The organism is Micromonospora trifolii (genome assembly GCF_022229005.1).
GTDB lineage: Bacteria > Actinomycetota > Actinomycetes > Mycobacteriales > Micromonosporaceae > Micromonospora > Micromonospora trifolii.
The window spans coordinates 1-23,305 of record NZ_JAKKFD010000058.1 but is presented as its reverse complement, the minus strand read 5'-3'; the positions used below and the strand labels follow the sequence as shown (position 1 = coordinate 23,305).

At 72.8% G+C, this 23,305-nt stretch carries 24 protein-coding genes; 23 read left to right on the top strand and 1 reads right to left on the bottom strand.

The window, feature by feature from the left end:
- The first annotated feature begins 120 nt into the window (after positions 1 to 120).
- The 11 genes from NIE79_RS29845 (at position 121) to NIE79_RS29795 (ending at position 11,257) form a co-directional block, all read left to right on the top strand.
- Complete coding sequence (locus tag NIE79_RS29845; protein WP_238681743.1) at positions 121 to 459, top strand: TcmI family type II polyketide cyclase; 339 nt, start codon at positions 121 to 123, stop codon at positions 457 to 459.
- Positions 456 to 2,213 carry an acetyl-CoA carboxylase carboxyltransferase subunit alpha gene (locus tag NIE79_RS29840; RefSeq protein WP_238681742.1) on the top strand — a complete coding sequence of 586 codons (1,758 nt, stop codon included), beginning with the start codon at positions 456 to 458 and terminating at the stop codon, positions 2,211 to 2,213. Before NIE79_RS29845 ends, NIE79_RS29840 begins: the two co-directional genes overlap by 4 nt.
- Complete coding sequence (locus NIE79_RS29835; protein ID WP_372471896.1) at positions 2,171 to 2,740, top strand: acetyl-CoA carboxylase biotin carboxyl carrier protein; 570 nt, start codon at positions 2,171 to 2,173, stop codon at positions 2,738 to 2,740. Before NIE79_RS29840 ends, NIE79_RS29835 begins: the two co-directional genes overlap by 43 nt.
- 19 nt (positions 2,741 to 2,759) lie before the next feature.
- Positions 2,760 to 4,190 (top strand): acetyl-CoA carboxylase biotin carboxylase subunit, encoded by a 1,431-nt coding sequence (locus tag NIE79_RS29830; protein ID WP_238681741.1) that lies wholly within the window; start codon positions 2,760 to 2,762, stop codon positions 4,188 to 4,190.
- Positions 4,187 to 4,942 (top strand): SRPBCC family protein, encoded by a 756-nt coding sequence (locus NIE79_RS29825; protein WP_238681740.1) that lies wholly within the window; start codon positions 4,187 to 4,189, stop codon positions 4,940 to 4,942. The genes NIE79_RS29830 and NIE79_RS29825 overlap by 4 nt, the downstream gene beginning before the upstream one ends.
- Complete coding sequence (locus NIE79_RS29820) at positions 4,935 to 5,339, top strand: cupin domain-containing protein (RefSeq protein ID WP_112587250.1); 405 nt, start codon at positions 4,935 to 4,937, stop codon at positions 5,337 to 5,339. Before NIE79_RS29825 ends, NIE79_RS29820 begins: the two co-directional genes overlap by 8 nt.
- A 55-nt stretch (positions 5,340 to 5,394) precedes the next feature.
- On the top strand, positions 5,395 to 6,669 hold the full coding sequence (locus NIE79_RS29815; protein ID WP_238681739.1) for a beta-ketoacyl-[acyl-carrier-protein] synthase family protein: 1,275 nt from the start codon (positions 5,395 to 5,397) through the stop codon (positions 6,667 to 6,669).
- A gap of 156 nt (positions 6,670 to 6,825) precedes the next feature.
- Positions 6,826 to 8,100 carry a beta-ketoacyl synthase N-terminal-like domain-containing protein gene (locus NIE79_RS29810; protein ID WP_238681738.1) on the top strand — a complete coding sequence of 425 codons (1,275 nt, stop codon included), beginning with the start codon at positions 6,826 to 6,828 and terminating at the stop codon, positions 8,098 to 8,100.
- Positions 8,097 to 8,414 (top strand): antibiotic biosynthesis monooxygenase family protein, encoded by a 318-nt coding sequence (locus NIE79_RS29805; RefSeq protein ID WP_238681737.1) that lies wholly within the window; start codon positions 8,097 to 8,099, stop codon positions 8,412 to 8,414. Before NIE79_RS29810 ends, NIE79_RS29805 begins: the two co-directional genes overlap by 4 nt.
- A gap of 340 nt (positions 8,415 to 8,754) precedes the next feature.
- Positions 8,755 to 9,582 carry a M55 family metallopeptidase gene (locus NIE79_RS29800; protein ID WP_238681736.1) on the top strand — a complete coding sequence of 276 codons (828 nt, stop codon included), beginning with the start codon at positions 8,755 to 8,757 and terminating at the stop codon, positions 9,580 to 9,582.
- Between the two features lie 325 nt (positions 9,583 to 9,907).
- A complete protein-coding gene (locus NIE79_RS29795; protein WP_238681735.1) occupies positions 9,908 to 11,257 on the top strand; it encodes a class I adenylate-forming enzyme family protein in 1,350 nt (449 codons plus the stop codon).
- On the opposite strand, the gene NIE79_RS29790 is transcribed toward NIE79_RS29795, so the two are convergent.
- Complete coding sequence (locus NIE79_RS29790; protein WP_238681734.1) at positions 11,185 to 11,871, bottom strand: 4'-phosphopantetheinyl transferase family protein; 687 nt, start codon at positions 11,869 to 11,871, stop codon at positions 11,185 to 11,187. The genes NIE79_RS29795 and NIE79_RS29790 overlap by 73 nt on opposite strands.
- A gap of 15 nt (positions 11,872 to 11,886) precedes the next feature.
- Between NIE79_RS29790 and NIE79_RS29785 the strand changes: the two genes are divergently transcribed.
- The 12 genes from NIE79_RS29785 (at position 11,887) to NIE79_RS29730 (ending at position 23,241) form a co-directional block, all read left to right on the top strand.
- Positions 11,887 to 12,153: an acyl carrier protein gene (locus NIE79_RS29785; protein WP_196922961.1), complete on the top strand. Its 267-nt coding sequence runs from the start codon at positions 11,887 to 11,889 to the stop codon at positions 12,151 to 12,153.
- Positions 12,153 to 12,398: an acyl carrier protein gene (locus NIE79_RS29780; protein WP_238681733.1), complete on the top strand. Its 246-nt coding sequence runs from the start codon at positions 12,153 to 12,155 to the stop codon at positions 12,396 to 12,398. The genes NIE79_RS29785 and NIE79_RS29780 overlap by 1 nt, the downstream gene beginning before the upstream one ends.
- Entirely contained in the window at positions 12,391 to 13,494 is a 1,104-nt protein-coding gene (locus tag NIE79_RS29775) for a beta-ketoacyl-[acyl-carrier-protein] synthase family protein (protein WP_238681732.1), read from the top strand. Before NIE79_RS29780 ends, NIE79_RS29775 begins: the two co-directional genes overlap by 8 nt.
- 74 nt (positions 13,495 to 13,568) lie before the next feature.
- The gene (locus NIE79_RS29770) at positions 13,569 to 14,081 is read left to right on the top strand and encodes a beta-ketoacyl synthase chain length factor (RefSeq protein WP_238681767.1); all 513 of its coding nucleotides are present in this window, start codon (positions 13,569 to 13,571) and stop codon (positions 14,079 to 14,081) included.
- Entirely contained in the window at positions 14,078 to 15,694 is a 1,617-nt protein-coding gene (locus tag NIE79_RS29765; RefSeq protein ID WP_238681731.1) for a class I adenylate-forming enzyme family protein, read from the top strand. Before NIE79_RS29770 ends, NIE79_RS29765 begins: the two co-directional genes overlap by 4 nt.
- Before the next feature lie 70 nt (positions 15,695 to 15,764).
- Positions 15,765 to 17,003, top strand: a complete 1,239-nt coding sequence (locus NIE79_RS29760; RefSeq protein ID WP_238681730.1) for a beta-ketoacyl-[acyl-carrier-protein] synthase family protein — start codon at positions 15,765 to 15,767, stop codon at positions 17,001 to 17,003.
- A 75-nt stretch (positions 17,004 to 17,078) separates the two neighbouring features.
- Positions 17,079 to 18,170: a 4-hydroxyphenylpyruvate dioxygenase gene (hppD, locus tag NIE79_RS29755; protein ID WP_238681729.1), complete on the top strand. Its 1,092-nt coding sequence runs from the start codon at positions 17,079 to 17,081 to the stop codon at positions 18,168 to 18,170.
- A 55-nt stretch (positions 18,171 to 18,225) separates the two neighbouring features.
- Positions 18,226 to 19,155, top strand: a complete 930-nt coding sequence (locus tag NIE79_RS29750) for a phytanoyl-CoA dioxygenase family protein (RefSeq protein ID WP_238681728.1) — start codon at positions 18,226 to 18,228, stop codon at positions 19,153 to 19,155.
- Position 19,156: 1 nt separating this feature from the next.
- Positions 19,157 to 19,948, top strand: coding sequence for a DUF3050 domain-containing protein (locus tag NIE79_RS29745; RefSeq protein WP_238681727.1), 792 nt, complete (start codon positions 19,157 to 19,159; stop codon positions 19,946 to 19,948).
- Positions 19,945 to 20,916 carry a thiamine pyrophosphate-dependent dehydrogenase E1 component subunit alpha gene (locus NIE79_RS29740; RefSeq protein WP_238681726.1) on the top strand — a complete coding sequence of 324 codons (972 nt, stop codon included), beginning with the start codon at positions 19,945 to 19,947 and terminating at the stop codon, positions 20,914 to 20,916. Before NIE79_RS29745 ends, NIE79_RS29740 begins: the two co-directional genes overlap by 4 nt.
- Position 20,917: 1 nt before the next feature.
- Positions 20,918 to 21,886, top strand: a complete 969-nt coding sequence (locus NIE79_RS29735) for an alpha-ketoacid dehydrogenase subunit beta (protein ID WP_238681725.1) — start codon at positions 20,918 to 20,920, stop codon at positions 21,884 to 21,886.
- Entirely contained in the window at positions 21,883 to 23,241 is a 1,359-nt protein-coding gene (locus NIE79_RS29730; RefSeq protein WP_238681724.1) for a hypothetical protein, read from the top strand. Before NIE79_RS29735 ends, NIE79_RS29730 begins: the two co-directional genes overlap by 4 nt.
- Positions 23,242 to 23,305: the final 64 nt, after the last annotated feature.

Here is a 23,305-nt window from a genome sequence, read left to right as displayed (position 1 = left end):
CGCTGGCCGACCGGGCGCGGTGACGCCGCCGTGACGAGGATCGGCGCATCGTGTCGGCAGTCGTCCAGCGCGTCCGGGGGCCACCCGTCGCCGGCCGGACGCTGTGGGGGGAGGCCCAGTATGGACCGATCGCTGATCGTCGCGAAGGTGGATCCGACCGCCGAGGATCGGGTCGCCGAGATCTTCGCCGAGTCGGACGCGACGGAGCTGCCGCGCCTGGTCGGTGTCCGGCACCGCTCGCTGTACCGACTGCACGACCTCTACGTCCACCTGCTCGAGACCGCGCAGCCGGCGGAGGGCGCTGTGGAGGCCGCTCGTGACCACCCCGAGTTCATCCGGGTCAGCGACCGCCTGCGCCCGTACGTGTCGCCGTACCTGTCGACCTGGCGCTCGCCGCGCGACGCCATGGCGCGGTGCTTCTACCGGTTCGACGCCCCGGACGCCGGGCGGCGGTCGTGACGGCCACCGCGCCGCGCGAGGAGCAGCTCTGGTCCCGCTGCGCGGGCTGCGCCAGCCTGCTCTACCGCAAACGGCTGCGCCGCAACCTCGACGTCTGCCCGGAGTGCGGCGAACATGCCCGACTCGGCGCCCCGGAACGCCTGCGCCAACTGGTCGACCCGGGTTCGCTGCGCCTGCTGCCCGACCGGCTGCCGGAGGCGGACCCGCTCGACTTCGTCGACGTGCTGCCGTACCCGCACCGGCTCACCGGGGCGCGGGCCAGTACGGGTCTGGCCGAGGGGGTCGTCTGCGCCACGGCCACCATCGGCGGGCATCCGGTGGCCCTGGCGGTGATGGACTTCCGCTTCCTCGGCGGCAGCCTGGGCTGCGCGGTGGGTGAGCTGATCACCCGGACCGCCGAACGGGCGCTGGACGACCGCACCCCGCTCGTCCTGATCACCGCCTCCGGTGGGGCGCGGATGCAGGAGGGCGCGCTGTCGTTGATGCAGATGGCGACCGTCAGCCAGGCCATCGCCGCGCTACGCGAGGCGGGACTGCTCACCGTGAGCGTCCTCACCGACCCGACCTACGGCGGGGTGGCCGCCTCGTTCGCCACCAACACCGATCTGGTGCTCGCCGAGAGTGGCGCGCGGATGGGCTTCGCCGGCCCCCGGGTGATCCGTCAGATCACCGGGCGGGCCCTGCCGGAGGGCTTCCAGACCGCCGACTTCCTGCTCCGACACGGGCAGGTCGACATGGTGGTGCAGCGCCGGTCGCTGCGCGGACGGCTGATGGCGCTGCTCGCCGCGACCCGCGCCGGCCGTCCGGCGCGTCCGCCCGTACCCCGGCAGGAGCCGGCGTCGCGCCGCGAGCGTCTCGCCGACGACGGCGCCGCCCTGGCGGACCCGGCGGCCGAGGGAGACGCCGGCACCCCGGGAGCGGAGGACAACCCGGCGGTACGCGACGCGTGGGACACCGTCCGGATGGCGCGGCACCCGGGGCGACCCACCACACTGGATTACCTGGACTCGGTCTTCGACGGGTTCGTGGAGCTGCACGGCGATCGGCTCGGCGCGGACTGCCCGGCCATCGTGGGCGGGGTGGCCCGGTTGGCCGGCCGGCACGTGATGGTCATCGGTCACCAGAAGGGGCACACCACCGCCGAGCTGGTCGCCCGCAACTTCGGCATGGCCAGCCCGGCCGGGCACCGCAAGGCCCTGCGGCTCATGCGCCTCGCGGCCCGGCTCGGTCTGCCAGTGGTCACCCTGGTGGACACCCCCGGCGCCGACCCCGGGGTCAGCGCCGAGGAACAGGGCCAGGCGGCGGCCATCGCCGAGAACATCCTCACCCTCACAGTGCTGCCCACCCCCGTGCTCGCGGTGATCACCGGCGAGGGCGGCAGCGGCGGCGCGCTGGCGCTGGCGGTGGCCGACCGGGTGCTGATGCTGGAGAACGCCGTCTACTCGGTGATCAGCCCCGAGGGGTGTGCGGCGATCCTGTGGCCGGACCGGTCCGCGGCGCCGCAGGCCGCCCGCGCGTTGCGACTGACCGCGCCCGACCTGCGCCGGCTCGGGGTGGTCGACGAGGTCGTGTCGGAGCCGTCGAGTGCCGCGCACGACGACCCGGCGGAGACCGCCCACCGGTTACGCGCCGCCCTGCTGGCCAACCTCCTGCCGCTGCTGGACGTGCCGCCGGCCATGCTGGTCCGGCTGCGCCGGCAACGTTTCCGACGATTCGGCGCGAACCGCGTCGGCACTCGGGCGGGCCTGCGGTGACCGCCGGCGACCGCGCGCTGTCGACAGTCGACGCGTCCGACGACGTGGGGGTGGACGGCGAGGAGGCGCTGGCCGGGCTGCGCCGGCAGGCGCAGCACCTGATCGCCGAGCTGGCCGGGCCGGTGCGCCGGATCCGGCTGCGCAGCGGGCCGGCGGTGCTGGAGGTCGAGTGGCACCCCGAGGACGCGACCCGGCCGGACGTACCACTGCCCCGGGCCGAGACGGCACCGGCGGTCGTGCCGGCGCCCGGCGCCGCACCCGCGGTACTCCGGCCATCGGTGCCCGGGCGCGCCGCGGTGCGGGCACCGATCGTCGGCACCTTCTACCGGGCGTCGGAGCCCGGCGCGCGACCGTTCGTCGCGGTGGGCGACCTGGTCCGCCCGGGGCAGCCGGTCGCCATCGTCGAGGCGATGAAGCTGATGAACGAGGTGACCGCCGATCGGGCTGGCCGGGTGGCAGCGATCCTCGTCGAGGACGGCCAGCCGGTCGAGTACGACCAGCCGCTCGTCGAACTGGACCCGGCATGACGGCGCGGGGTGGTTGACCATGTTCGAGACCGTGCTGATCGCCAACCGGGGCGAGATCGCGCTGCGGGTGCTGCGCGCCTGCAAGGAGCTCGGCGTGCGAACTGCTGTGGTCTACTCCGCCGCCGACGCCGACTCGGCGGTGGTCCGCCTCGCCGATCAGGCTGTCCGGATCGGACCGGCGTCTAGTCGACGCAGCTACCTCAACGCCGCCGCGATCGTGGAGGCGGCCCGGCAGGTGGGTGCGCAGGCCGTGCACCCCGGCTACGGCTTCCTCTCCGAGGACGCCGACTTCGCCGAGATCTGCGCCGACAACGGGCTGACGTTCATCGGCCCGCCGCCGGCGGTGATGGCCGCGCTGGCCGACAAGTCCTCGGCACGGGCGCTGATGAGCCGCGCCGGCCTGCCGCTGTCGCCGGGCAGTGTCGCGCCGGTACCGACCGCCGCCGAGGCGGCCGAGGTGGCCGACGCCGTCGGCTACCCGGTGATCGTGAAGGCCGCCGCCGGGGGCGGGGGCCGGGGGATGACAGTGGTGCACACCCCGGGCGAGCTGCGCCGGGCGTACACCCGGACCCGGGCCGCCGCGCAGGCCGCCTTCGGCGACGACCGGGTGTACGTCGAGCGCTACCTCACCGAGGCCCGGCACGTCGAGGTGCAGGTGCTCTGCGACGCCCACGGCAACGGGGTGCACCTGGGCACCCGGGACTGCTCGGTGCAGCGCCGGCACCAGAAACTTGTCGAGGAGGCGCCCGCCCCGGCGCTGCCCGCCGCCGTTCTCGACGCCATCGCCGAGACCGCCCTGCGGGGTGCGCTCCAGGTCGGTTTCGTCGGTGCCGGCACGCTGGAGTTCCTGGTCGACGCCGAGGAGAGGTTCCACTTCCTGGAGATCAACTGCCGGATCCAGGTGGAGCATCCGGTGACCGAGATGGTCACCGGCATCGACCTGGTGCACGAGCAGCTGCACATCGCCGCCGGGGTGCCGCTGCGGTGGCGGCAGGAGGAGATCCGCCTGCACGGCGTCGCGGTGGAGTGTCGGGTCAACACCGAGGACCCCGAGCGCGGCTTCGCCCCCACCCCCGGCCGGTTGGAGCGGTTCACCCCACCCGGCGGCCCGTTCACCCGGGTGGACACGCACGCCAGCGCCGGTTACCTGGTCGGTCCCTGGTACGACTCGCTGCTGGCCAAGGTGATCGTCTGGGCGCCCGACCGGGAGTTGGCCCTCAACCGGCTGGAACGTGCCCTGGACGAGTTCGACATCGCCGGTCCGGGCGTGCACACCACCATCCCGTTCGTCCGGCGGGTGCTCGACGACGCCGCATTCCGCAAGGGCCGCTACACCACCGGCCTGGTCGACCGTCTGCTCGCCGCCCCCGCGCGGGGGCCGGCGGCCACCCCCGCACCGCGCACCGCGCCCGCCGCAGATCCCGACGCAACCCACAGGAGGACCCGATGACCGTCACCCATGGTCGACCGATGACCGCCGAGATCACCGACATCCTGGTGGCGCACTGCGGGCTGGACGCCGACGCCGCGGCGCGGGCGCCCGCCGCGTCGCTGGAGGAGCTGGGCATGGACTCGCTCGCCCTGCTGGAACTGTCGGCGGTCGTCGCCGACCGCTGGCAGGTGGCCATCCCCGAGCAGGCCGGGCAGTTGAGCATCCCGGCGGTGGCCGACCTGGTCGCCCGCCGCGCCGACCCGCCCGGGCACACCGAGAACAGCGTGGTCATCGACGCGCCGCTGGGGCTGGTCTGGGAGATCACCAACGACGTGGCGAACTGGACCGAGCTGTTCACCGAGTACGCCGTGGTGGAGATCCTGCACCGCGAGGGGCACACGGTGCGGTTCCGCCTCACCATGTACCCCGACGAGAACGGGGTGTCCTGGAGCTGGGTCAGCGAACGCACCGCCGACCCGGTGAGCAGGCAGGTTCGGGCGCACCGGGTGGAGACCGGGCCGTTCGAGTACATGCGCATCCACTGGCGCTACACCGAGGAGGCCGGCGGCACCCGGATGACCTGGACGCAGGACTTCGCGATGAAGCCGACCGCGCCGGTGGACAACGCCGCGATGACCGAGCGGATCAACACCAACAGCGTGATCCAACTCGCGGTGATCAAGGACCGGGTGGAGCGGACCGCCTGGCAGCGCGCCGACCAGGGCAGCCCGACCGCCAGTGACGCACCGACGGAGGCCGACGATGAGTGACCTGAGCACCCGCCCGATCGCCGCCCGGGACGTACCCGCCGACCGCCGGCGCGGCGGCGAGCTGCGGGTGCTGCTCGGCCCCCGCACCGTCGGCAGCACCTCGGGTTTCCTCGGGGTGGCCACGCTCGAGCCGGGGGAGCGGATCGCCGAGCACTACCACCCGTACAGCGAGGAGTTCCTGTACCTGGTCCGGGGCGCGATCACAGTGGACCTGGACGACCAGCCGACGCTGCTGGCCGCCGGCGAGGGCCTTTTCGTGCCGGTGAACGTGCGGCACCGCCTGCGCAACACCGGCGTCGAACCGGCCGAGGTGGTCTTCCACCTGGGCCCGCTCGCCCCCCGGCCCGAACTGGGTCACGTCGACACCGAGCTTGTCGAGCAGCGGGGCGGGTCATGAGCGCGAGGAGTGAGCCGGGTTTGCGAGCCCCGCAGTTGCGAACAGAGGTGGCGCGATGAGCGGGCGCCGCACGGTGGTGACCGGGATTGGGGTGGTCGCCCCGGGCGGCGCCAGCCGCGACCGCTTCTGGAAGACCATCACCGAGGGGCGGACCGCCACCCGGCGGATCAGTTTCTTCGACCCGTCGGCGTTCCGGTCGCAGATCGCTGCGGAGTGTGACTTCGACCCGGTCGCGGCGGGGCTCAGTGAGGCCGAACTGCGGCGGGCCGACCGGTACGTGCAGTTCGCGCTGGCCTGCTCCGCCGAGGCGGTGGCCGACGCCCAGTTGGTGCTCACCGACGCGGAACGGGACCGGGCCGGGGTGGTGTTGGGCACGGCGGTGGGCGGCACGATGGCGTTGGAGCAGGAGTACGTCACAGTGAGCGAGCACGGCCGGCGTTGGCTGGTGGACGGGGCGCGCGGTGGCCCGTACCTCTATCAGGCGCTGGTGCCCAGCAGCCTCGCGGCGGACGTGGCCTGCCGGCACAGGTTGCACGGCCCGGCGCAGGTGGTGTCCACCGGCTGCACCTCCGGCATCGACGCCATCGGGTACGCCCACCAGATGATCGTGGACGGTGAGGCGGACGTGATGCTGGCCGGCGCGTCCGACTCGCCGATCTCGCCGGTCACTGTCGCCTCGTTCGACGCGATCAAGGCGACCAGCCCGGACAACGACGACCCGGCGCACGCCTCCCGCCCGTTCGACGCCGACCGGCACGGGTTCGTGCTGGCCGAGGGTGGGGCGGTGCTGGTGCTGGAGGAGGCCGGGCACGCCCGGCGGCGGGGAGCGCACATCTACTGCGAGGTGGCCGGCTACGCCAGCCGCAGCAACGGCTTCCACATGACCGGGCTACGGCCGGACGGGCTGGAGATGGGCCTCGCCGTCACCGACGCGCTCCGGCAGGGTCGGATCCTGCCCGAGCAGGTCTCCTACATCAGCGCGCACGGCTCGGGCACCCGGCAGAACGACCGGCACGAGACGGCCGCGTTCAAGCGGGCGCTGGGCCAGGCCGCGTACCGGATACCCATCAGCTCGATCAAGTCGATGGTCGGGCACTCGCTCGGCGCGATCGGGTCGATCGAGATGGCCGCGTGCGCCCTCGCCATCGAGTTCGGTGTGGTGCCGCCGACGGCGAACTGGAGCACCCGGGACCCGGAGTGCGACCTGGACTACGTACCCAATGAGGCTCGGGAGGTGCCGGTGGACGTGGCCCTCTCGGTGGGCAGCGGATTCGGCGGTTTCCAGTCGGCGATGGTCTTCCGTCGGATGCTCGGCGCGGTGACGGCGTGAGCGAGCGTAGCGAGCGAACCATCAGGCGCAGCAGCGTGGCGTCTCGCGCCGGCGCGGAGCGAAGCGGAGTGCTGGCGTGAGCGAGCGTAGCGAGCGAACCATCAGGCGCAGCAGCGTGGCGTCTCGCGCCGGCGCGGAGCGAAGCGGAGTGCTGGCGTGAGCGCCGCTCCGCACGGTGGCGGCGCGACGGGCCGGGCGGTGGTGACCGGCATCGGGGTGGTCGCACCGAGCGGCATCGGCGCGGACGCGCACTGGCGCACTGTCCTCGCCGGCACCCGCCGGACCGGCCCGATCACGTTGTTCGACCCGGCCGGTTATCCGACCCGCTTCGGCGGGGAGGTTCCCGGCTTCACCGCCGACTCCTACGCCGACAGTCGACAACTGGTGCAGACCGACAGGTGGACGCACCTCGGCTTCGCCGCCACCCGGCTGGCGCTGGCCGACGCCGGCCTGCCCGACCGGGCCCCCGACCCGTACGGCTACGCGGTGACACTGGCCAGTTCGTCGGGGGGCAACCTGTTCGGTCAGCGGGAGCTGCAACGGCTGTGGGGCGGCACGTCCCGGACGGTCGGGGCGTACCAGTCGATCGCCTGGTTCTACGCGGCCAGCGTCGGGCAGCTCTCCATCCACCACCAGTTCAAGGGCCCGAGCGGGGTGCTGGTCGCGGAGTCGGCCGGCGGGCTGGACAGCCTGGCGCACGCCGCCCGCGCGGTGCGCCGGGGTACCCCGGTCGTGATCGCCGGGGCCACCGAGTGCCCGTTGAGCCCGTACGCGCTGGCCTGCCAGCTGCGCTCGGGGCTGCTCAGTGACGTCGCCGACCCGGAGCGGGCGTACCGGCCGTTCGACGCCTCGGCCAGCGGTTTCCTGCCGGCCGAGGGTGGAGCGGTGTTCGTGGTGGAGGAGTTGGGGCACGCAGTGGCCCGGGGCGCCCGGGTCTACGGCGAGGTGAGCGGCTGGGGCTCCACCCACGACGCCGCGCACACCACGGCGGAGAGCACCGGCGACCCGGCCCAGTACGCGCGGGCGATGCGTCTGGCCCTGGACCGGGCGGGCGTCGCCGCGGCCGGAATCGACGTGGTGCTGCCCGACGCGCTGGGTGTGCCCCGCTACGACCGCAGCGAGGCCGAGGCGCTGCGCGCCGTGTTCGCCGACCGGCCGCCCCCGGTGACCACGCAGAAACCGCTGACCGGTCGGGCGTACCAGGGCGGCTCGGCGTTGGACGTGGCCACGGCGCTGCTCGCCTTCGCCCACGACACGTTGCCCGCGTCGGCGGGGCCGGACGAGGTGGCCGAGGGCTGCGAGCTGGACTTCCTGCGAGAGCACCGCCGACCGCGCAGCCGACTCGCCCTGATCTGCGCGCGGGGCTTCGACGGGTTCAACAGCGCGCTGGTCCTGCGCGGGGCCGCGCCGATGAGGGGAGAGGCGTCATGAGCGACAAACGAGCCCGGGTGGTCTTTCTGGTACGGGTGCCGGCGCCACGCACCGAGCAGTTCCTCGCCGCGTACGAGGAGGTGCGGCACCTGGTCGCCGGCGGTGTGCCGGGGCACCTGGTCGACCAGGTGTGCCGGTCGTCAACCGACCCGGAGCAGTGGTTGATCACCAGTGAGTGGGCGAGCCTGGCCGACTTCGAGGAGTGGGAACGCAGCCCCGAGCACCGGGACCTGGTGCGCCCGATGCGGGAGTGCTTCACCGACGCCCGCTCGCTGCGCTTCCACATCCAAGCCCAAACCCCAGCCCTGCCCTGACAGCTCCACCGCCCCGTCTTCCCCCGCGCCCCGCCCCCGCCCCCGCCCCCGCCAATCATGGAGTTGTGGTGGGTGACAAAGTGCCCGGTATCAGGACGAAGTGCGGCACCACAACTCCATGATCGACGGACCTCCCCCCGATCTTGCACTTGCTGTCGCGGCATAGGGGGCATTTAACGCGTCTCGACGACCGAAAGTGCAAGATCGGCGTGGCGTGGCGTGGCGTGGCGTGGCGTGGCGTGGCGTGGCGTGGCGTGGCGTGGCGTGGCGGGACGGGTAGGGCCGCGCCCTGCGCCGCGCGGGGTCGACATCGGGGCGAGTGCGCGTAGGGTCCGTAGCCATGAAGGTGCTGATCTCGGTCGACCTCGAAGGCATCTCGGGGATCGTGCACCCCACCGAGACGAACCCGGATCGGTACGACTACGAGCGCGGCCGGGCGCTGATGACGGCCGAGGCGAACGCGGTGATCGCCGGGGTCCTCGATGCCGAGCCCGACGCCGTGGTGTGGGTCGCCGACGCGCACGGAACGTTTCGGAACATCCTGCCGGAGGACCTCGACCGGCGTGCTCACCTTGTGCGGGGCAAACCCCGCCCGCTGGGCATGCTCGCGGGGCTGGACGAGCAGACGGATGCCGTCCTGCTTGTCGGCTATCACGCTCGGGCCGGTGCCGGGCCCGCCGTGCTGGCGCACACGATAAGCGACGCCGTCCTCGACGTGCGGGTGGCCGGACGATCGCTGGGCGAGATCGGCCTCAACGTCGCCATGGCGGGGCACCTGGACGCGCCCGTCGTCCTGCTCACCGGGGACGACACCGCCTGCGCCGAGTTCGGTGAGCTGGTGCCCTCGGCCGTCACCGTCGCCGTCAAGCAGACCCTGGGGCAGGCCGCCGCTGTGGCCCTGCATCCGCAGGAGGCACGGGAGCGGCTGCGCCACGCCGCCGCCGACGCGATCGCCCGGCGCGCCACTATTCCCCCGGCGAAGCTGGCCGGACCGTTGGACGTCGAGGTCGACCTGTACGGCCCGTACATGGTCGACCTCGCCACTCTGGTGCCGGGTGTGACCCGCGTCGGCGGCGGGCGGACTGTCGCCTTCCGCGCCGTCGACGTCGCCGAGGCGTACCGGCTGGTTCAGTTGCTGGTCCAACTCGCCAGCATCAAACCGAGCTAGCGCCCGAGAATCGTCGGGCTCACTCGGAGACCGCGACGCCATCGGCCGTCCGGCTGGGGCCACGCGCCGGTTGTACGAGGCGTCATGCCTCGGTGACGCTCCGCCGAATCGCCCGCCCGATCCTGTCGGCCGAACGGGCTGTCGGCAATCCGGCTGGCCGCTTCTTTTGATCCATCCATTCGCATCTAGCAATGGCCCTGTGAGCGTCGTATGGTTCCCCGCAGCACCCCAACAAGCGTACGTGATGGGCGGATTCGCCCTCTTTCATGCTGGGCGGTGAACGGCAGTGACGGCAGAAGATCCTACGGCGACCGACCCGGGATGGGTGGACGAAGTCCTGTTTGCCGGGCACCCGACCGACGTATGTCTCCGTCTGCCCGAGCCCGTCGACCGGGCCACCCTGCACCGGCTGGTCACCGCCGCGCAGGACCGGCTGACCTCCGCAGGGCTGCGCCCCGGTGGTGCCGCGGCACTGCGGTTGCCGCCGTCCCTGGCGTACGTGGTGAACCTGCTGGCCACCTGGCGCGCCGGGGGGCAGGCGATCCTGCTCGACCACCGGCTCACCGACCACGAGGTGGACCGGGCGCTGGCCCGGTTGACCCCGCAGGTGGTGGTCGCCCCGTTGCGGACCGGTGGCGGCGCGCTGAAGATCTTCGTCGACGTCACCGAGGCCGTCACCCGGTACGCCGACCGTCCGGCGGTCAGCGGCCACGCCGTGATCCAGCTCAGCTCCGGCTCCACCGGCCCGTCCAAGGTGATCGGCCGCACCGCTGCCGACCTGGTCGCCGAGGTGCACCGCTACACCCGGATCGACGGGGTCGCGCTGCCCGGCGAGCGGATCATCCTGCTGCCCTCGATGGTGCACGTGCTCGGCCTGGTCGGCGGCCTGCTCTACGGGCTGCACGCCGGGGTCGAGCTGGTCCCGCCGGAGCGGCTCAGCGGCGACGCCGTGCTGGCCGCGATCGGTGCCGGCACCTCACCTGCCACAGTGCTCGGAGTGCCGTTCCACATCGGACTGCTCGCCTCCACCCGCCCGGCCGGTCCGCTGCCGCAGCTGCGCCGGATGACCACCGGAGGCGAGCTGGTGCCGGCCGCCGTCGCCCGGGCGTTCACCGACCGGTACGGGGTGCCCCTGGGCAACATGTACGGGATGACCGAGGTCGGGGTGATCGGCACCGACCTGCACGGCGCCCACCGACCGTCGATCGCCCCGGCGCCCGGCATCGAGGTTCGCGAGTCCGGCGGCGAGCTGTGGGTGTCCTGCCCCGCGTCGCCGTACGTCGGACTGAGCGACCCGACCCGCTGGTCCGACGGTTGGCTGCACACCCGTGACGCCGGCACCGTCGATGAGGACACCGGCCTGGTCACGGTGCGCGGTCGACTCGACTCGCAGGTGTCCGTCGGCGGGATGAAGGTCGACCTGACCGAGGTGGAGGCCACCGTCGCCGAGTTGACCGGGGTGGCCGCCGCTGTGGTGGTCTGGGACGGCGGCATCACCGCGTATGTCCAGCCCGACGGCCCGCTGTCGGAGGAGACGCTGGACAAGCTCCTCGCCGAGCGGTTGGCCGGTTACAAACGGCCCCGCGCGCTGCACCTGCTCGATCAGTTGCCCCGTACCACCACCGGCAAGCTGGTCCGCTCGACCGACGCGCTGCGCTCGGCGGTCACCCCGTGAGCGGGCCGCTGCACCACCTCGACGTCGACAGGCGCGCTCGCCCGCGCGGCGACCGCCAGGACGAGGTCCCCGCCCAACTGCGGGTGACCGACCCAGAGGGGCTCGGCACCGGGCACCTGTCGCAACGGCAGCCCCGGCACCGGCATCAACCGGCGCAGCCCGCCGTTCCGCAACCCCCGCCCGAGCGCCTTACCGACCGACTCCTTGGCGGTCCACAGCCGCAGGAAGTCCACCGTCCGGCCGGCCTCGGGCCGATCGCTCAACCAGGCCAGCTCGGCGGGCGGGAACCAGCGGCGGGCCAGCGCGAGCGCCGGAAGCTGACGGATCCGCTCCATGTCCACCCCGAGCGCACCGGCCCGACGGGCGGCGACCACCACCAGACCGGCGGTGCGGCTGACGCTGACCGCCAGCTCGACCGACCCGGTCACCTCGTCGACCCGGACGACCGGCCGTCCTTCGCGGTCGTGCGTCAGCACCAGCTCGGCCTCCGGGCGACCGAGCAGCAGGGCACCTGCCCGCCGCAACAGCACAGCGGCCGGATCCGGCTGACCGCCGGTGTCCCGACCGACCCACACGTAGGCAGTGTCCCGACCGGACACCGTCAGCTGAGCCACGCAGAGAGGGTATCCATGAGAGCCGAGGTCCGCGCCTTCGTCGTCGAGCAGCTCGCCGACATGAACTACGACGTCGAGGGGCTCGACGACGACACCACGCTCGGGCCCTCCGGCGTCGACCTGGAGTCTCTCGCCCTGGCCGACCTGTCCGTCCGGGTCGAGGACCGGTACGGCCTGACGTTCGCCGACGACGAGTCGGAGCAGCTGGCCCTCATGACGGTCGGCGAGTTCACCACAATGGTCGCCAATCGCGTCACCGAGGCGACGAGCGACAAAGCCTGATGAGCGGTCAGCCCGATCTGGGGCGAGCTGACCTGATGACCATGCTCGCCGAACTCACCGCGAAACCGGCTGCCGAGGTGTCCGACCGGATCGGCTCGATGGAGCTTGCCTGGCTGGTGCACCTCGTCGAGCAGCGCTACGAACGCCGGCTCGACATCACCGACGACGAACTGGCCGGCATCCGCACCGTCGACGACGCCCTGCTGGTGTTCCGGGCGTCGCTGACCGCCTCCGCAGATGGTTGAGGCGCGGGTCGCCCAGCTCACCGGTGTGCACGCGGTCAGTGCCCTGGGACGGGGCGCCGAAGCGCAGCTCGCCGGTGTGCTGGCCGGGGTGCCGGCGTTCGGACCGGTGGGCCGGTTCGACACCGCCGCCCGCCGGGTCACAGTGGCGGCCACAGTGTCCGAGGTCGGTACGCTCCCCGACGAGCTGGCCGCCGCGATCGACGCGGCCTGTCGGGCGGCCGGTCTGGACCGCGCGCAGCGCGCCGGGTGCGCCCTGCTGCTCGCCGTGCACGGCGGCCCGGCCGTGGGCCCGACTCCGGCCGTGCTCGCCGGTCAGCTCGCCACCCGATGTGGACTGTCGGGTCACACCCGGGTCTACACCAGCGCCTGCGTGTCGGCGAGCACGGCGGTGGCCGACGCCGCCGCCCGCATCACCCGAGGTGACGTCGAGCGGGTGGTGGTCGCGGCCGGCTACCTGGTGGAACCGGACCAGTTCGCGCTCTTCGACGCCGGTCGCGCCCTCGCGGTCGACGGGGCGGTCCGCCCGTTCAGCGCTGGTCGCCGAGGGCTGCTGCTGGGCGACGGCGTGGCCGCCGTGGTGCTGGAATCGAGCACCGGCCGACGACGCGGTGTCGATCCGGTGGCCACAGTGGCCGGTTGGGGGCGGGCCGGTGACGCGTTCCATCCCTGCCAACCGGAGCCCGGCGGCACCGGGCTGGCCCGCGCGGTCGACGGCGCGCTGCGCCGGGCCGGGCTGCCACCGCAGTCCGTCGGCTACGTCAACGCCAACGCCACCGGTACCGCGCAGAGCGACACCGCCGAGGCGGCCGCCCTGCGCCGGGCCCTCGGCGGGCATGCCAGCCGGGTTCCGGTCAGCTCCACGAAGTCGGTGCACGGGCACGCGCTGGAGGCGTCCGGGTTGCTCGAACTGGTGGTCACCGCGCTCGCGCTGCGCCACGGCGAACTGCCTGTCAACGCCGGCTGGCTGGGCCCCGACGACTCCTGCCCCCTGAACGTCGTCAGAAATCGTCCACAGAGGACAACGGCAACTCACGCCCTGACCCTCAACGCCGCCTTCGGTGGCGCCAACACCGCTCTCCTGGTCGGCGTCGGATGACCGCCCCCCACTCCCCGCGATCCTGCACTTTCCGCCCCGACGAATCCGACCAAGCACCGAAACCGACAACGGCAATCGCAAGATCGCCGGGGGAGAGGGCTCGCGCTTCGTGGCCTGAGGGTGGGGACGTTGACGGCACGGTGGCGGGGGTGCCGGGGTTTGTGCACTCGGACTTCGCGCCGGTGGTGGTGGCCGTCGCCGAACGGTGTCTGCGGCGGGCGTACGGCTCGGCGGGAGTGCCCGCCGGGATGCGTACGGGGATCGTGCTGGTCAGCGCCAGCGGTGATCTCGCCAGCGCCCAGCACGTACGGGCGACAGTCGAGGCCGGCGGGCGGATCGGCCCACTGTTCTTCTTCCAGTCCGTGCCCAACAGCGCCGCCGGGCACATCGCGGCCCGCTGGAACCTGCGCGGCCCGGTGGTCTGCCTCAGCCCGACCGGCGACCCGTACACCGACGGCGTCGGCGAGGCCGACCTGCTGCGCGACGACGGCGACGCCGACGAGGTGTTGCTGATCCTGATCGAACAGGCACCCGACAAGCCGACCGAGGCCGTCGCGGTGCTGCTGGGGGGAGGAGCACGACCATGAGGAAACGGGGACTGCGCGGCGCACTGGCCGCCGACACCGAGCTGGGTGCGGGCAACGTCCTGGCCCGGGTACTGGCGCACGGCGCCGACCCGGACGGGCCCGGCCTGACCTTCGACACCGCCGTCGACGGGCACCCCGCCGAGACGCCACTGACGCTGGGGCGGCTCGACGAGCGGGTCGCCGCCCGCGCCGCCTGGCTGCACGAACAAGGGGTACGCCCCCGCGACCCGGTCGCCGTCTGGGCAACCGCCGCCGCCGACATGGTGCTCAGCTACCTGGCGCTGGCCCGGCTCGGGGCGATCCCGGCGCTGATGAACGGCAAACTCCGCCCGGAGATCGCCGCCGAGTACATCCGCCGCCTGCGGGGCGTCGGTGTGCTGGCCGACGACGCGCACACCGCGATGCTGGCCGGGCACGACCTGGGCGTACCAGTGCTCGGCACCCCCGCGCAGGCCGGCACGGGCGACCCGGCCACGGCCCCGGCGCACTACCGGCACCACCCGGACGACCCGATCGTGATCACCCACACCTCCGGGACGACCGGGGTGCCCAAGGCGGTGCTGCACTCGCACGCCAGCCTTTTCGCTGCCACCCGACACCTGCTCACCATGCCGCAGGCGCAGGGCACCACCCGGATCCTCAACGCGCTGCCCGCACCGCACACCGCCACTGTGCTGATGGTCAACCAGGCGCTGGGCAACCGTGCCCAGATGTTCCTGCTCTCCGAGCAGGGCGGCGAGCGGGTGCTGGACGCCATCCAACGCTGGCGCCCCGACGGGGTGTTCGGTTTCTCGGTCACCTGGGCGGAGCTGGCCCGCTTCGACCTGTCCGGGTACGACCTGGACTCGGTGCGGCTGTGGTTCAACACCGGCGACGCCTCGCACGAGCCGCACATCCGACGCCTCGTCGCCGTCGGTTGGCACGACACCGTCACCCGCGACGGGGTAGCGAAGGTGCCCGGCTCGGTCTTCATCGACGGGCTGGGCTCCAGCGAGATGGGACACTCGATGTTCCACATCACCCACCGCGCCGACACCGACCGGTACGGCCGCTGCATCGGCCGCCCGTACCAGTTCGCCACTGTCGCGGTGCTCGACGCCGACGGCGAGCCGGTGCCGGTCGGCGAGGTGGGTTTCCTGGGCATCGACTCGCCGTCGCTGTTCCGGGGCTACTGGAACGACTCGGTCACCACCTACCGCTTCCGCCAACGGGGCTGGTACCTCACCGGTGACCTGGTCCGCGCCGACGCCGACGGCCGCTACTACCACCTGGACCGGGCGGTGGACTCGGTCGACGCCGGTGACGGGCGGCGCTTCTACACCGCGCTGTCCGAGGAGCGCATCCTCGCCGCCTGCCCGGACGTCACCGACTGCACCGTGGTGATCGTCGCCGAGGCCGGCGTTGTCGTCACCGACGTGCTGCTGGAGCTCACCGCCGGCGCCGACGAGGCCGAGGACCGCACCGAGCGGGTCCGCGCCGCCCTCGGCCCGGACGTCGGCGCCACACTGCGCCGGGTCGTGCCGGTGCGTTCCGCCGACATCCCGGTCACGGTGACCGGCAAGGTCCGCAAGGTGGTCCTGCGCGAGCGCTACCTCACCGAGGCGAGTTCATGAGCGAGCGGAGCGGACGAAAAAGGCAGCCCACCAGCTCTCGCGCCGCCGCGGAGCGAAGCGGAGCGGCGGCGTGACCGCCCTGATCACGGGGATGGGTCTGTTCACCCCGGTCGGGCGGGGCGTCGAGGAGACCTTCGACGCGCTGACCACCGGCCGGTCCGGGCTGACCCGCCCGCCCGAGGGGCACCCGGTCAGCACGTCACTGGACGTGGCCGGCCTGCTGCCCGACATCGACCCGCGCACCGTTGCGTCCGGGCCGGAGACCCGGGTACTGGACCGGATCATCGTCCTCGCCCTGCTCGCCGCCGCCGACGCTCTCGCCGACGCCGGCATCGAGGTGGGCCGCGACGTCGACCCCGACCGGATCGGTGTGATCGTCGGTGGGGTCGGCGGGATGGCCACCCTGGAGTCGCAGGTGCTGGCCCGGGCGGCCCGGGGTCGGGCGGCGGTCAGCCCGTACCTGCTCACCGGGATCCTGCCGAACATGCCGGCGGCGCGGATCGCCATCGCGCACGGCATCCGGGGCTACAGCTCATCGGTCGGCACCGCCTGCGCCTCCGGTGCCCAGGCGGTCGCCGACGGGGTACGACTCATCGCTACCGGAGAGGTCGACGTGGTGCTCTGCGGGGCCAGCGAGGCACCGCTCTTCCCGACCTTCGCCGACACCTTCGGCAACGCGCGGGCGTTGGCCCGCGCCGGCACCGACCCGGGCCGGGCGAGTCGCCCGTTCGACACCTCCCGCAGTGGGTTCGTCCTGTCCGAGGGGGCCGCGCTCCTGGTGCTGGAGCGCGCCGAACACGCGGCGGCGCGCGGCGTCGTCGGGTACGCCGAGGTGGCCGGCCACGGCGCGACGACTGACGCGTACCACCCGACCGCCCCGCGCCCGGACGGCGCAGGCGCGGCGGCGTGCATCCGTCGGGCGCTGCGCAGCGCCGGAGTGCCGGCGGCGGCGGTCGGTTACGTCAACGCGCACGGCACCGGCACGAAGCTCGGTGACATCGCGGAGACCACCGCCCTGGCCGACGTCTTCGGCGTCGGCGGTGTGCCGGTCAGCTCCACCAAGGCGCTCACCGGTCACCTGTTGGGGGCCTCCGGGGTGCTGGAGGCGGCGGCCACCGCGTTGGCGCTCGGTCGGGGGCTGCTGCCGCCGACGTACCACCTCGACGATCCGGACCCGGCCTGCCCGGCGGACCACATCCGTGGGACGCCCCGCAAGGCCGACCTGGAGTACGCGGTCACCAACTCGTTCGGGTTCGGCGGCCAGAACGTGAGCCTGCTGCTGGCACGCGTCGCCGAGCCGAGGGGGTGATCGAGGCGGCATTCCGGGCGGGGTGTGCCCGGACGGCAACACAGGGGGAATCGGGTGGGAAGGGTTTCAGGGGACATGGACATCCGTGGTATCGACCACATCGAACTCTACGTGGGGGACGCCCGACAGGCGGCCTTCTACTTCAGCACCGCCGTCGGCTTCGAGATCTGTGGCCAGGGTGGTCCGGAGACCGGGCTGGCGGGGCAGCGCTCGCTGCTGCTCTGCCACGGTGACATCCGGTTGCTGCTCACCTCCGGGCTGAGCGCCGAGCATCCGGCGGCGCGGTACGTGCAACGCCACGGCGACGGCATCGGTGTCGTCGCGGTCGAGGTCGACGACGTGTCGGCCGCGTACGCCGAGCTGGTGGGTCGGGGTGCGACCGGGGTGATGCCGCCGACCACCCACACCGGCGCGGACGCCGAGGTGGTGATCGCCGAGGTGGACGGCTTCGCCGACGTGCGGCACCGGCTGGTGCAGCGCCGGGGCGAGGGGGGCGGGTTCCTGCCCGGTGCCATCACCGCGGCGGCGTCCACGACGGACGGCCACCCGCCGGTGCTCGCGGAGATCGACCACCTGGCGGTCTGCGTGCCGCCCGGCCAGCTCGACGAGACGGTCCGGCACTTCGAGGCGTTGTTCGACTTCGCGCAGATCTTCGAGGAGCACATCGAGGTCGACGGGCAGGGGATGAACTCCAAGGTGGTGCAGAGCCCGTCCGGGCGGGTCACAGTGGTGCTGCTCGAACCGGACCGCACACGGCGGCCCGGGCAGATCGACGCGTTCCTCGACCAGCACGCCGGTGGGGGAGTGCAGCACCTGGGGCTGCGCACCGACGACATCGTCGGCGCTGTGGAGGCGTTGGGCCGGCGCGGGGTGCGCTTCGCCGGCACCCCCGCCAGCTACTACGACGCCCTGGAGGCGCGGGTCGGCCGGATCGACGCTCCGCTGCACCGGCTGCGCGAGCTGGGTGTGCTTGTCGACTCCGACCACGACGGTCAGCTGTTGCAGATCTTCGCCGAGTCGATGCACGTGCGTCGGACGCTCTTCCTGGAGCTGATCGAGCGGCGCGGCGCTCGGGGCTTCGGCAGCGGCAACATCAAGGCGCTCTACGAGGCCAAGGAGCGGGAGTTGGCCGCCGTGGCGGCCACACCACAGGGGGTGGGGGCGTGAGCGCGAGGAGTGAGCCGGGTTTGCGAGCCCCGCAGTCGCGAACCAAGGAGGCGCAGTGACCGCTACCGACTACGAGCCGACACTAACCGCCGAGGAGCGGGCGCTGCTGCCGTCCGACGACGACGTGCGGCACTACGCCGAGCATGGCTGGTACCTGTCGGGGAAGGTGTTCACCGACGACGAGGTGGACGCCCTCGCCGCCGCCGCGCAGCGCTACTACGACGGGGAGCGGGACCGTCGGCTGCCGGTGCGCCCACCGAAGCTGGCCTACTGGGAGCAGTCCTTGGGCCCGGTGCAGCGGCACAACGACTACGTCCACCACGAACACGACGGGCTGGGCGCGATCCTGCGCAAGCCGCTGCTCGGCGCGGTCGCCGCCCGGCTGGCCCAGGCCGACGAGATCCGGGTCTTCCAGTCCACGTTGATCTACAAGCCGCCGATCTCCGGCGAGCCGAGCAACATCGTGCCCTGGCACTTCGACAAGCACTACTGGGCGTCCTCGTCGTCGGAGAAGATGCTCACCGCGTTCATCCCCTTCCACGACTGCGGGGAGGAGATGGGCACCATCACCATGGTCGACGGGTCGCACCGGTGGAAGGAGATCGGCGCTGACGACACAGTGGTGCGGCACTTCGCCGACCGGGACCGCAGCCAGCTGGAGGAGATGCTGGCCGAGAACGCCGCGTACAACGGCGCGGAGATCCGCAAGATCCCGATGGTGATCCCCAAGGGACACGTGAGCTTCCACCACTGCCGCACCTACCACGGCAGCGGCCCCAACGTCAGCGGTCGCCCCCGACAGGCGATCTCGCTGCACCTGCAGGACGGCGAGAACGCCTGGCGGGAGTATCCGCTCTCCGACGGCACGCTCGCCGCGTACAACCACGACGTGCTGGTCCGCCGCACCCACGACGGGCGGCCGGACTACGCGGACCCCGACTACTGCCCGGTCATCTGGCGCCACCGCGCCCAGCAGGGAGGCTGACATGTCACGCTACGACTGGGGTAAGACGCACCCGGGCATCGAGCGGTTGGAACGGGCGGTGACCGACCGGCGCGACGCAGTGGTCAAGCACCCGCTCTACGCCAACCTCGACACCCACGAGGCGCTGGTCACCTTCATGCAGCACCACGTCTTCGCGGTCTGGGACTTCATGTCCCTGCTGAAGTCGCTGCAACGGCAACTGACCTGCGTCAGCGTGCCGTGGATCCCGACCGGCCCGACCGGCAGCCGCCGCCTCATCAACGACATCGTCATGGTGGAGGAGAGCGACGAGCTGGGCGGCGGCTACATCAGCCACTTCGAGCTGTACGTGCAGGGCATGGCCGAGGCCGGTGCGGACACCACGGCGGTGAACTCGCTCATCGACCTGCTGCGCGCCGGCCGGCCGGTCACCGAGGCGCTCGCCGAGGCCGGGGTGCCGGCCGCGTCGGCGAGGTTCGCCGCGACCACCTGGCAGATCATCGAGTCCACCCCGGTGCACTGCCAGGCGGCGGCCTTCGCGTTCGGCCGGGAGGACCTGATCCCGGACATGTTCACCCAGGTCGTCTCGGTCAACGAGCACAGCAACCGGCTGCACACCTTCGTCGACTACCTGGAACGGCACATCGAGGTCGACGGCGAACAGCACACCCCGATGGCCATGCAGATGCTCGCCGACCTGTGCGGCGACGACGACAGCAAGTGGCAGGAGTGCGCCGACACTGTCAACACCGCCCTCGCTGCCCGGGCCAGGCTCTGGGACGACATCCTGGCCGCCATCAAGGGGCCTGCGTGACCGACGCCGACCCGGTCCGGCTCTACCGCACGGTCCGGCTGATCCGCCGGTTCGAGGAACGGGCGGTGGAGCTGGTCCACGGCGGGCAGATCGTCGGCGGCATCCACCCGTACCTCGGTCAGGAGGGGATCGCCGCCGGCGTCTGCGCCGCGCTGGACGCCGACGACGTGCTCGCCGGCACCCACCGCGGGCACGGGCACGTCCTGGCCCGCGGGGCAGACCCGGCCCGGATGCTCGCCGAGCTGTGCGGTCGGGTCACCGGCCTCAACGCCGGCCGGGGTGGTTCGATGCACGCCGCCGACCTGAGCATCGGCGTGCTCGGCGCCAACGCGATCGTCGGCGCCTCCGGTGCGATCATCACGGGCGCGGTCTGGGCCCACCGCCGCCAGGGCCGCGACACCGTCGGGGTGAGCTTCTTCGGCGACGGCGCTGTCAACGAGGGGATGCTGCTGGAGGCGTTCAACCTGGCCGCGCTCTGGCGGGTGCCGGTGCTGTTCGTCTGCGAGAACAACGGCTACGCCACCACCATGCCGGTCTCCGGCGCGGTGGCCGGCAGCATCGCCGGCCGGGCTGCCGCGTTCGGCATCCCGGCCGTGCGGGTCGACGGCCAGGACCCCGAGACGGTACGCGTCGCCGCGTCCGCTGCCGTCGACCGGATGCGCGCCGGCGGCGGCCCCGAGCTGATCGAGGCCCGGACCTACCGCTTCGACGTGCACCACACCTTCGAACACGTGGTACGCCTCGACTACCGGCCACCCGACGAGGTAACCCGTGGTCGGGCCCGGGACCCCGTGCGCATCCAGGGCGAACGCCTTCCCGACACCGACCGCGCCGCAGTGGACGCCGAGGTCGAGTCGACCCTCGACGCGGCGGTGCGGTTCGCCCTGACCAGCCCGGGACCGGACCCGGCCGACGCGTTGACCTACCTGTACGCCAGTGGCCTGACCGCCCGCACCGGAGGTGGCTGAGGTGCCCCGACTGTCGTACCGCCGGGCGTTGACCCGTGCCCTCGGCGACGAGTTGGCTCGCGACGAGGCGGTGTTCCTGCTCGGCGAGGACGTCCAGGTCGGGGCGTCGCTGGTGACCACCGGGCTGGCCAAGCGGTTCGGGACCGAACGGGTCCGTGACACCCCCCTGTCGGAGCAGGCGTTCACCAGCTTCGCCACCGGGGCGGCGCTGGCCGGGTTGCGGCCGGTGATCGAGTTTCAGATTCCGTCGCTGCTGTTCCTGGTCTTCGAGCAGATCGTCAACCACGCGCACAAGTTCCCGCTGATGACCGGTGGGCAGTGCAGCGTTCCCGTCACCTATCTGGTGCCCGGCTCCGGCTCGCGTACCGGGTGGGCCGGGCAGCACTCCGACCACCCGTACAGCCTCTTCGCACACGTCGGCGTGGTCACCGTCGTGCCGGCCACCCCGGCCGACGCGTACGGGCTGCTGGTCACAGCGATCCGCCACGACGACCCGGTGGTGGTGTTCGCGCCGGCCGGCGCCATGGACGTGCGCGACGACGTCGACGACCTGGCGCCGGTGCCGCTGGGCCGGGGCCGGATCCACCGCTTCGGCGACGACGTGACAGTGGTCGCGATCGGGCACCTGGTGCACGACGCGCTCGCCGTCGCCGAGGAGTTGGCCGACCAGGTCTCGGTGGAGGTGTTCGACCCGCGCACCCTGTACCCGTTCGACATCGACGGTCTCACCGAGTCGGTGGGCCGCACCGGACGCCTCGTGGTGTTCGACGACGGCAACCGTTCCTGCGGGATGGCCGCGGAGATCATCGCCTCGGTGGTGGAGCGGGTCCGGCTGCTCGCCCCACCGCGCCGGGTCACCCGCCCCGACGGGGCGGTGCTGCCGTTCGCCCCCGCACTGGACCGGGCCGTTCAGCCCGGCCGGGACCAGCTCGCCACCGCCATCCACCTGACAGTGAAGGACGGACCATGATCGACCCGAACTATCAGTGGCCGCCGGCCGACCGGGCCTGGACCGACCTTCCGGAGCCGGCCCGTCGGGCCATGGTGGCCAGTGGCGCGGCGGCCTGGGAGCAGGTCTTCCACGGCCGGGCCACCTACAACAAGCAGTGGCGGTTGGCCCGCCCCCCGGTGCTCACCGCCGACGCCTGGCGGGAGCTCAACGAGGTCTGCGACCGGCTGGCCCAGCTCATCCTCGACGCCTGCCGTCGGCGGGCCGGCACCGCCGGTGAGCTGCGCCGGCTGCTCGGCGTACCGGCGGGGGAGACCCGGCTGCTGGACGAGGCCGAACCGCTGACCGAGGCGCTGCTGGCCGCGTACCGCCCGGACGTGATCTTCTCCGCCGGGGTGCCGAAGTTCGTCGAGTACAACATCGACAGCAGCCTCGGCGGCGGGTTCGACGCCGACACCGTCATCCAGCGGTACGCGGGCCTCTACCGGGAGCGCGGCATCCTCGACGACCTGCCGGTACGGGCCGCGCCGTCGCTGCTGGACCAGCGGTTCGTGGCGATCCGCGAGGAGCTGCGGCTGCCCGAGGGCGCCCGGGTGGCGTTGCTGATGGACTTCGACGGCGACTACCCGGGCCTCGACGACCCGCAGACGTTCATCCGGATCCTCGACCCCCTCGCCGTACGGGCCCGGGACTTCGGCATCGACCTGGTCATCGCCCCGGTCGCCACCGCCACGGTGGACGCCGACAACCGCCTGGTCGTCGACGGCGCGCCGGTCGACGCGCTGTTCCGGTTGTTCGTGCCCAACCGGGTCACTCCGACCGCCGGCCTGGAGGCGGTGGCCGTGGCCCTCGCCGCCGGCACCCTACCGATGTACGTGTCGGCGGCGGCCTGGCTGCTCGGCAACAAGACCACGTTCGCCTGGCTGTGGGAGGACGTGGACGGGCTGCCCGCCGACGACCAGACACTGATCCGCCGGCACGTGCCGTACACGGTGCCGTTGACCGCCGCGGTGCTCGACCGGGCCATCGCCGAGCAGGCCACGCTGGTGGCGAAGCCGGCCGACGGTTCGGCCGGGCACGGCGTGCTGCTGGGCCCGGAGCTGAGCGCGGCGGACTGGGCCGACGGTGTGCGGGCCGCCGTCGACGAGGGCGGTGCCATCCTCCAGGAGTACCTGCCGACCGACCGGGTGTCGATGGACTTCGTCCAGGTCGAGACGGGTGAGACGGTCACCGCCGACGTGCCGTACTCCCTGGCCCCGTACCTGTTCGGTCGCCACGCCTCCGGCGGCCTGGCCAGGGTCGGCTACCCCGGCTGCGACGGAATCCTCAACCTGGCCCACGGCGTTCTCCTGACCGGAATCCTCCTGACCGACTGACCCCGCCCTCGGGCCTGGCCATGGTTGATCATGAAGTTGTTGCCACGACACGCCGGGTGGTTTC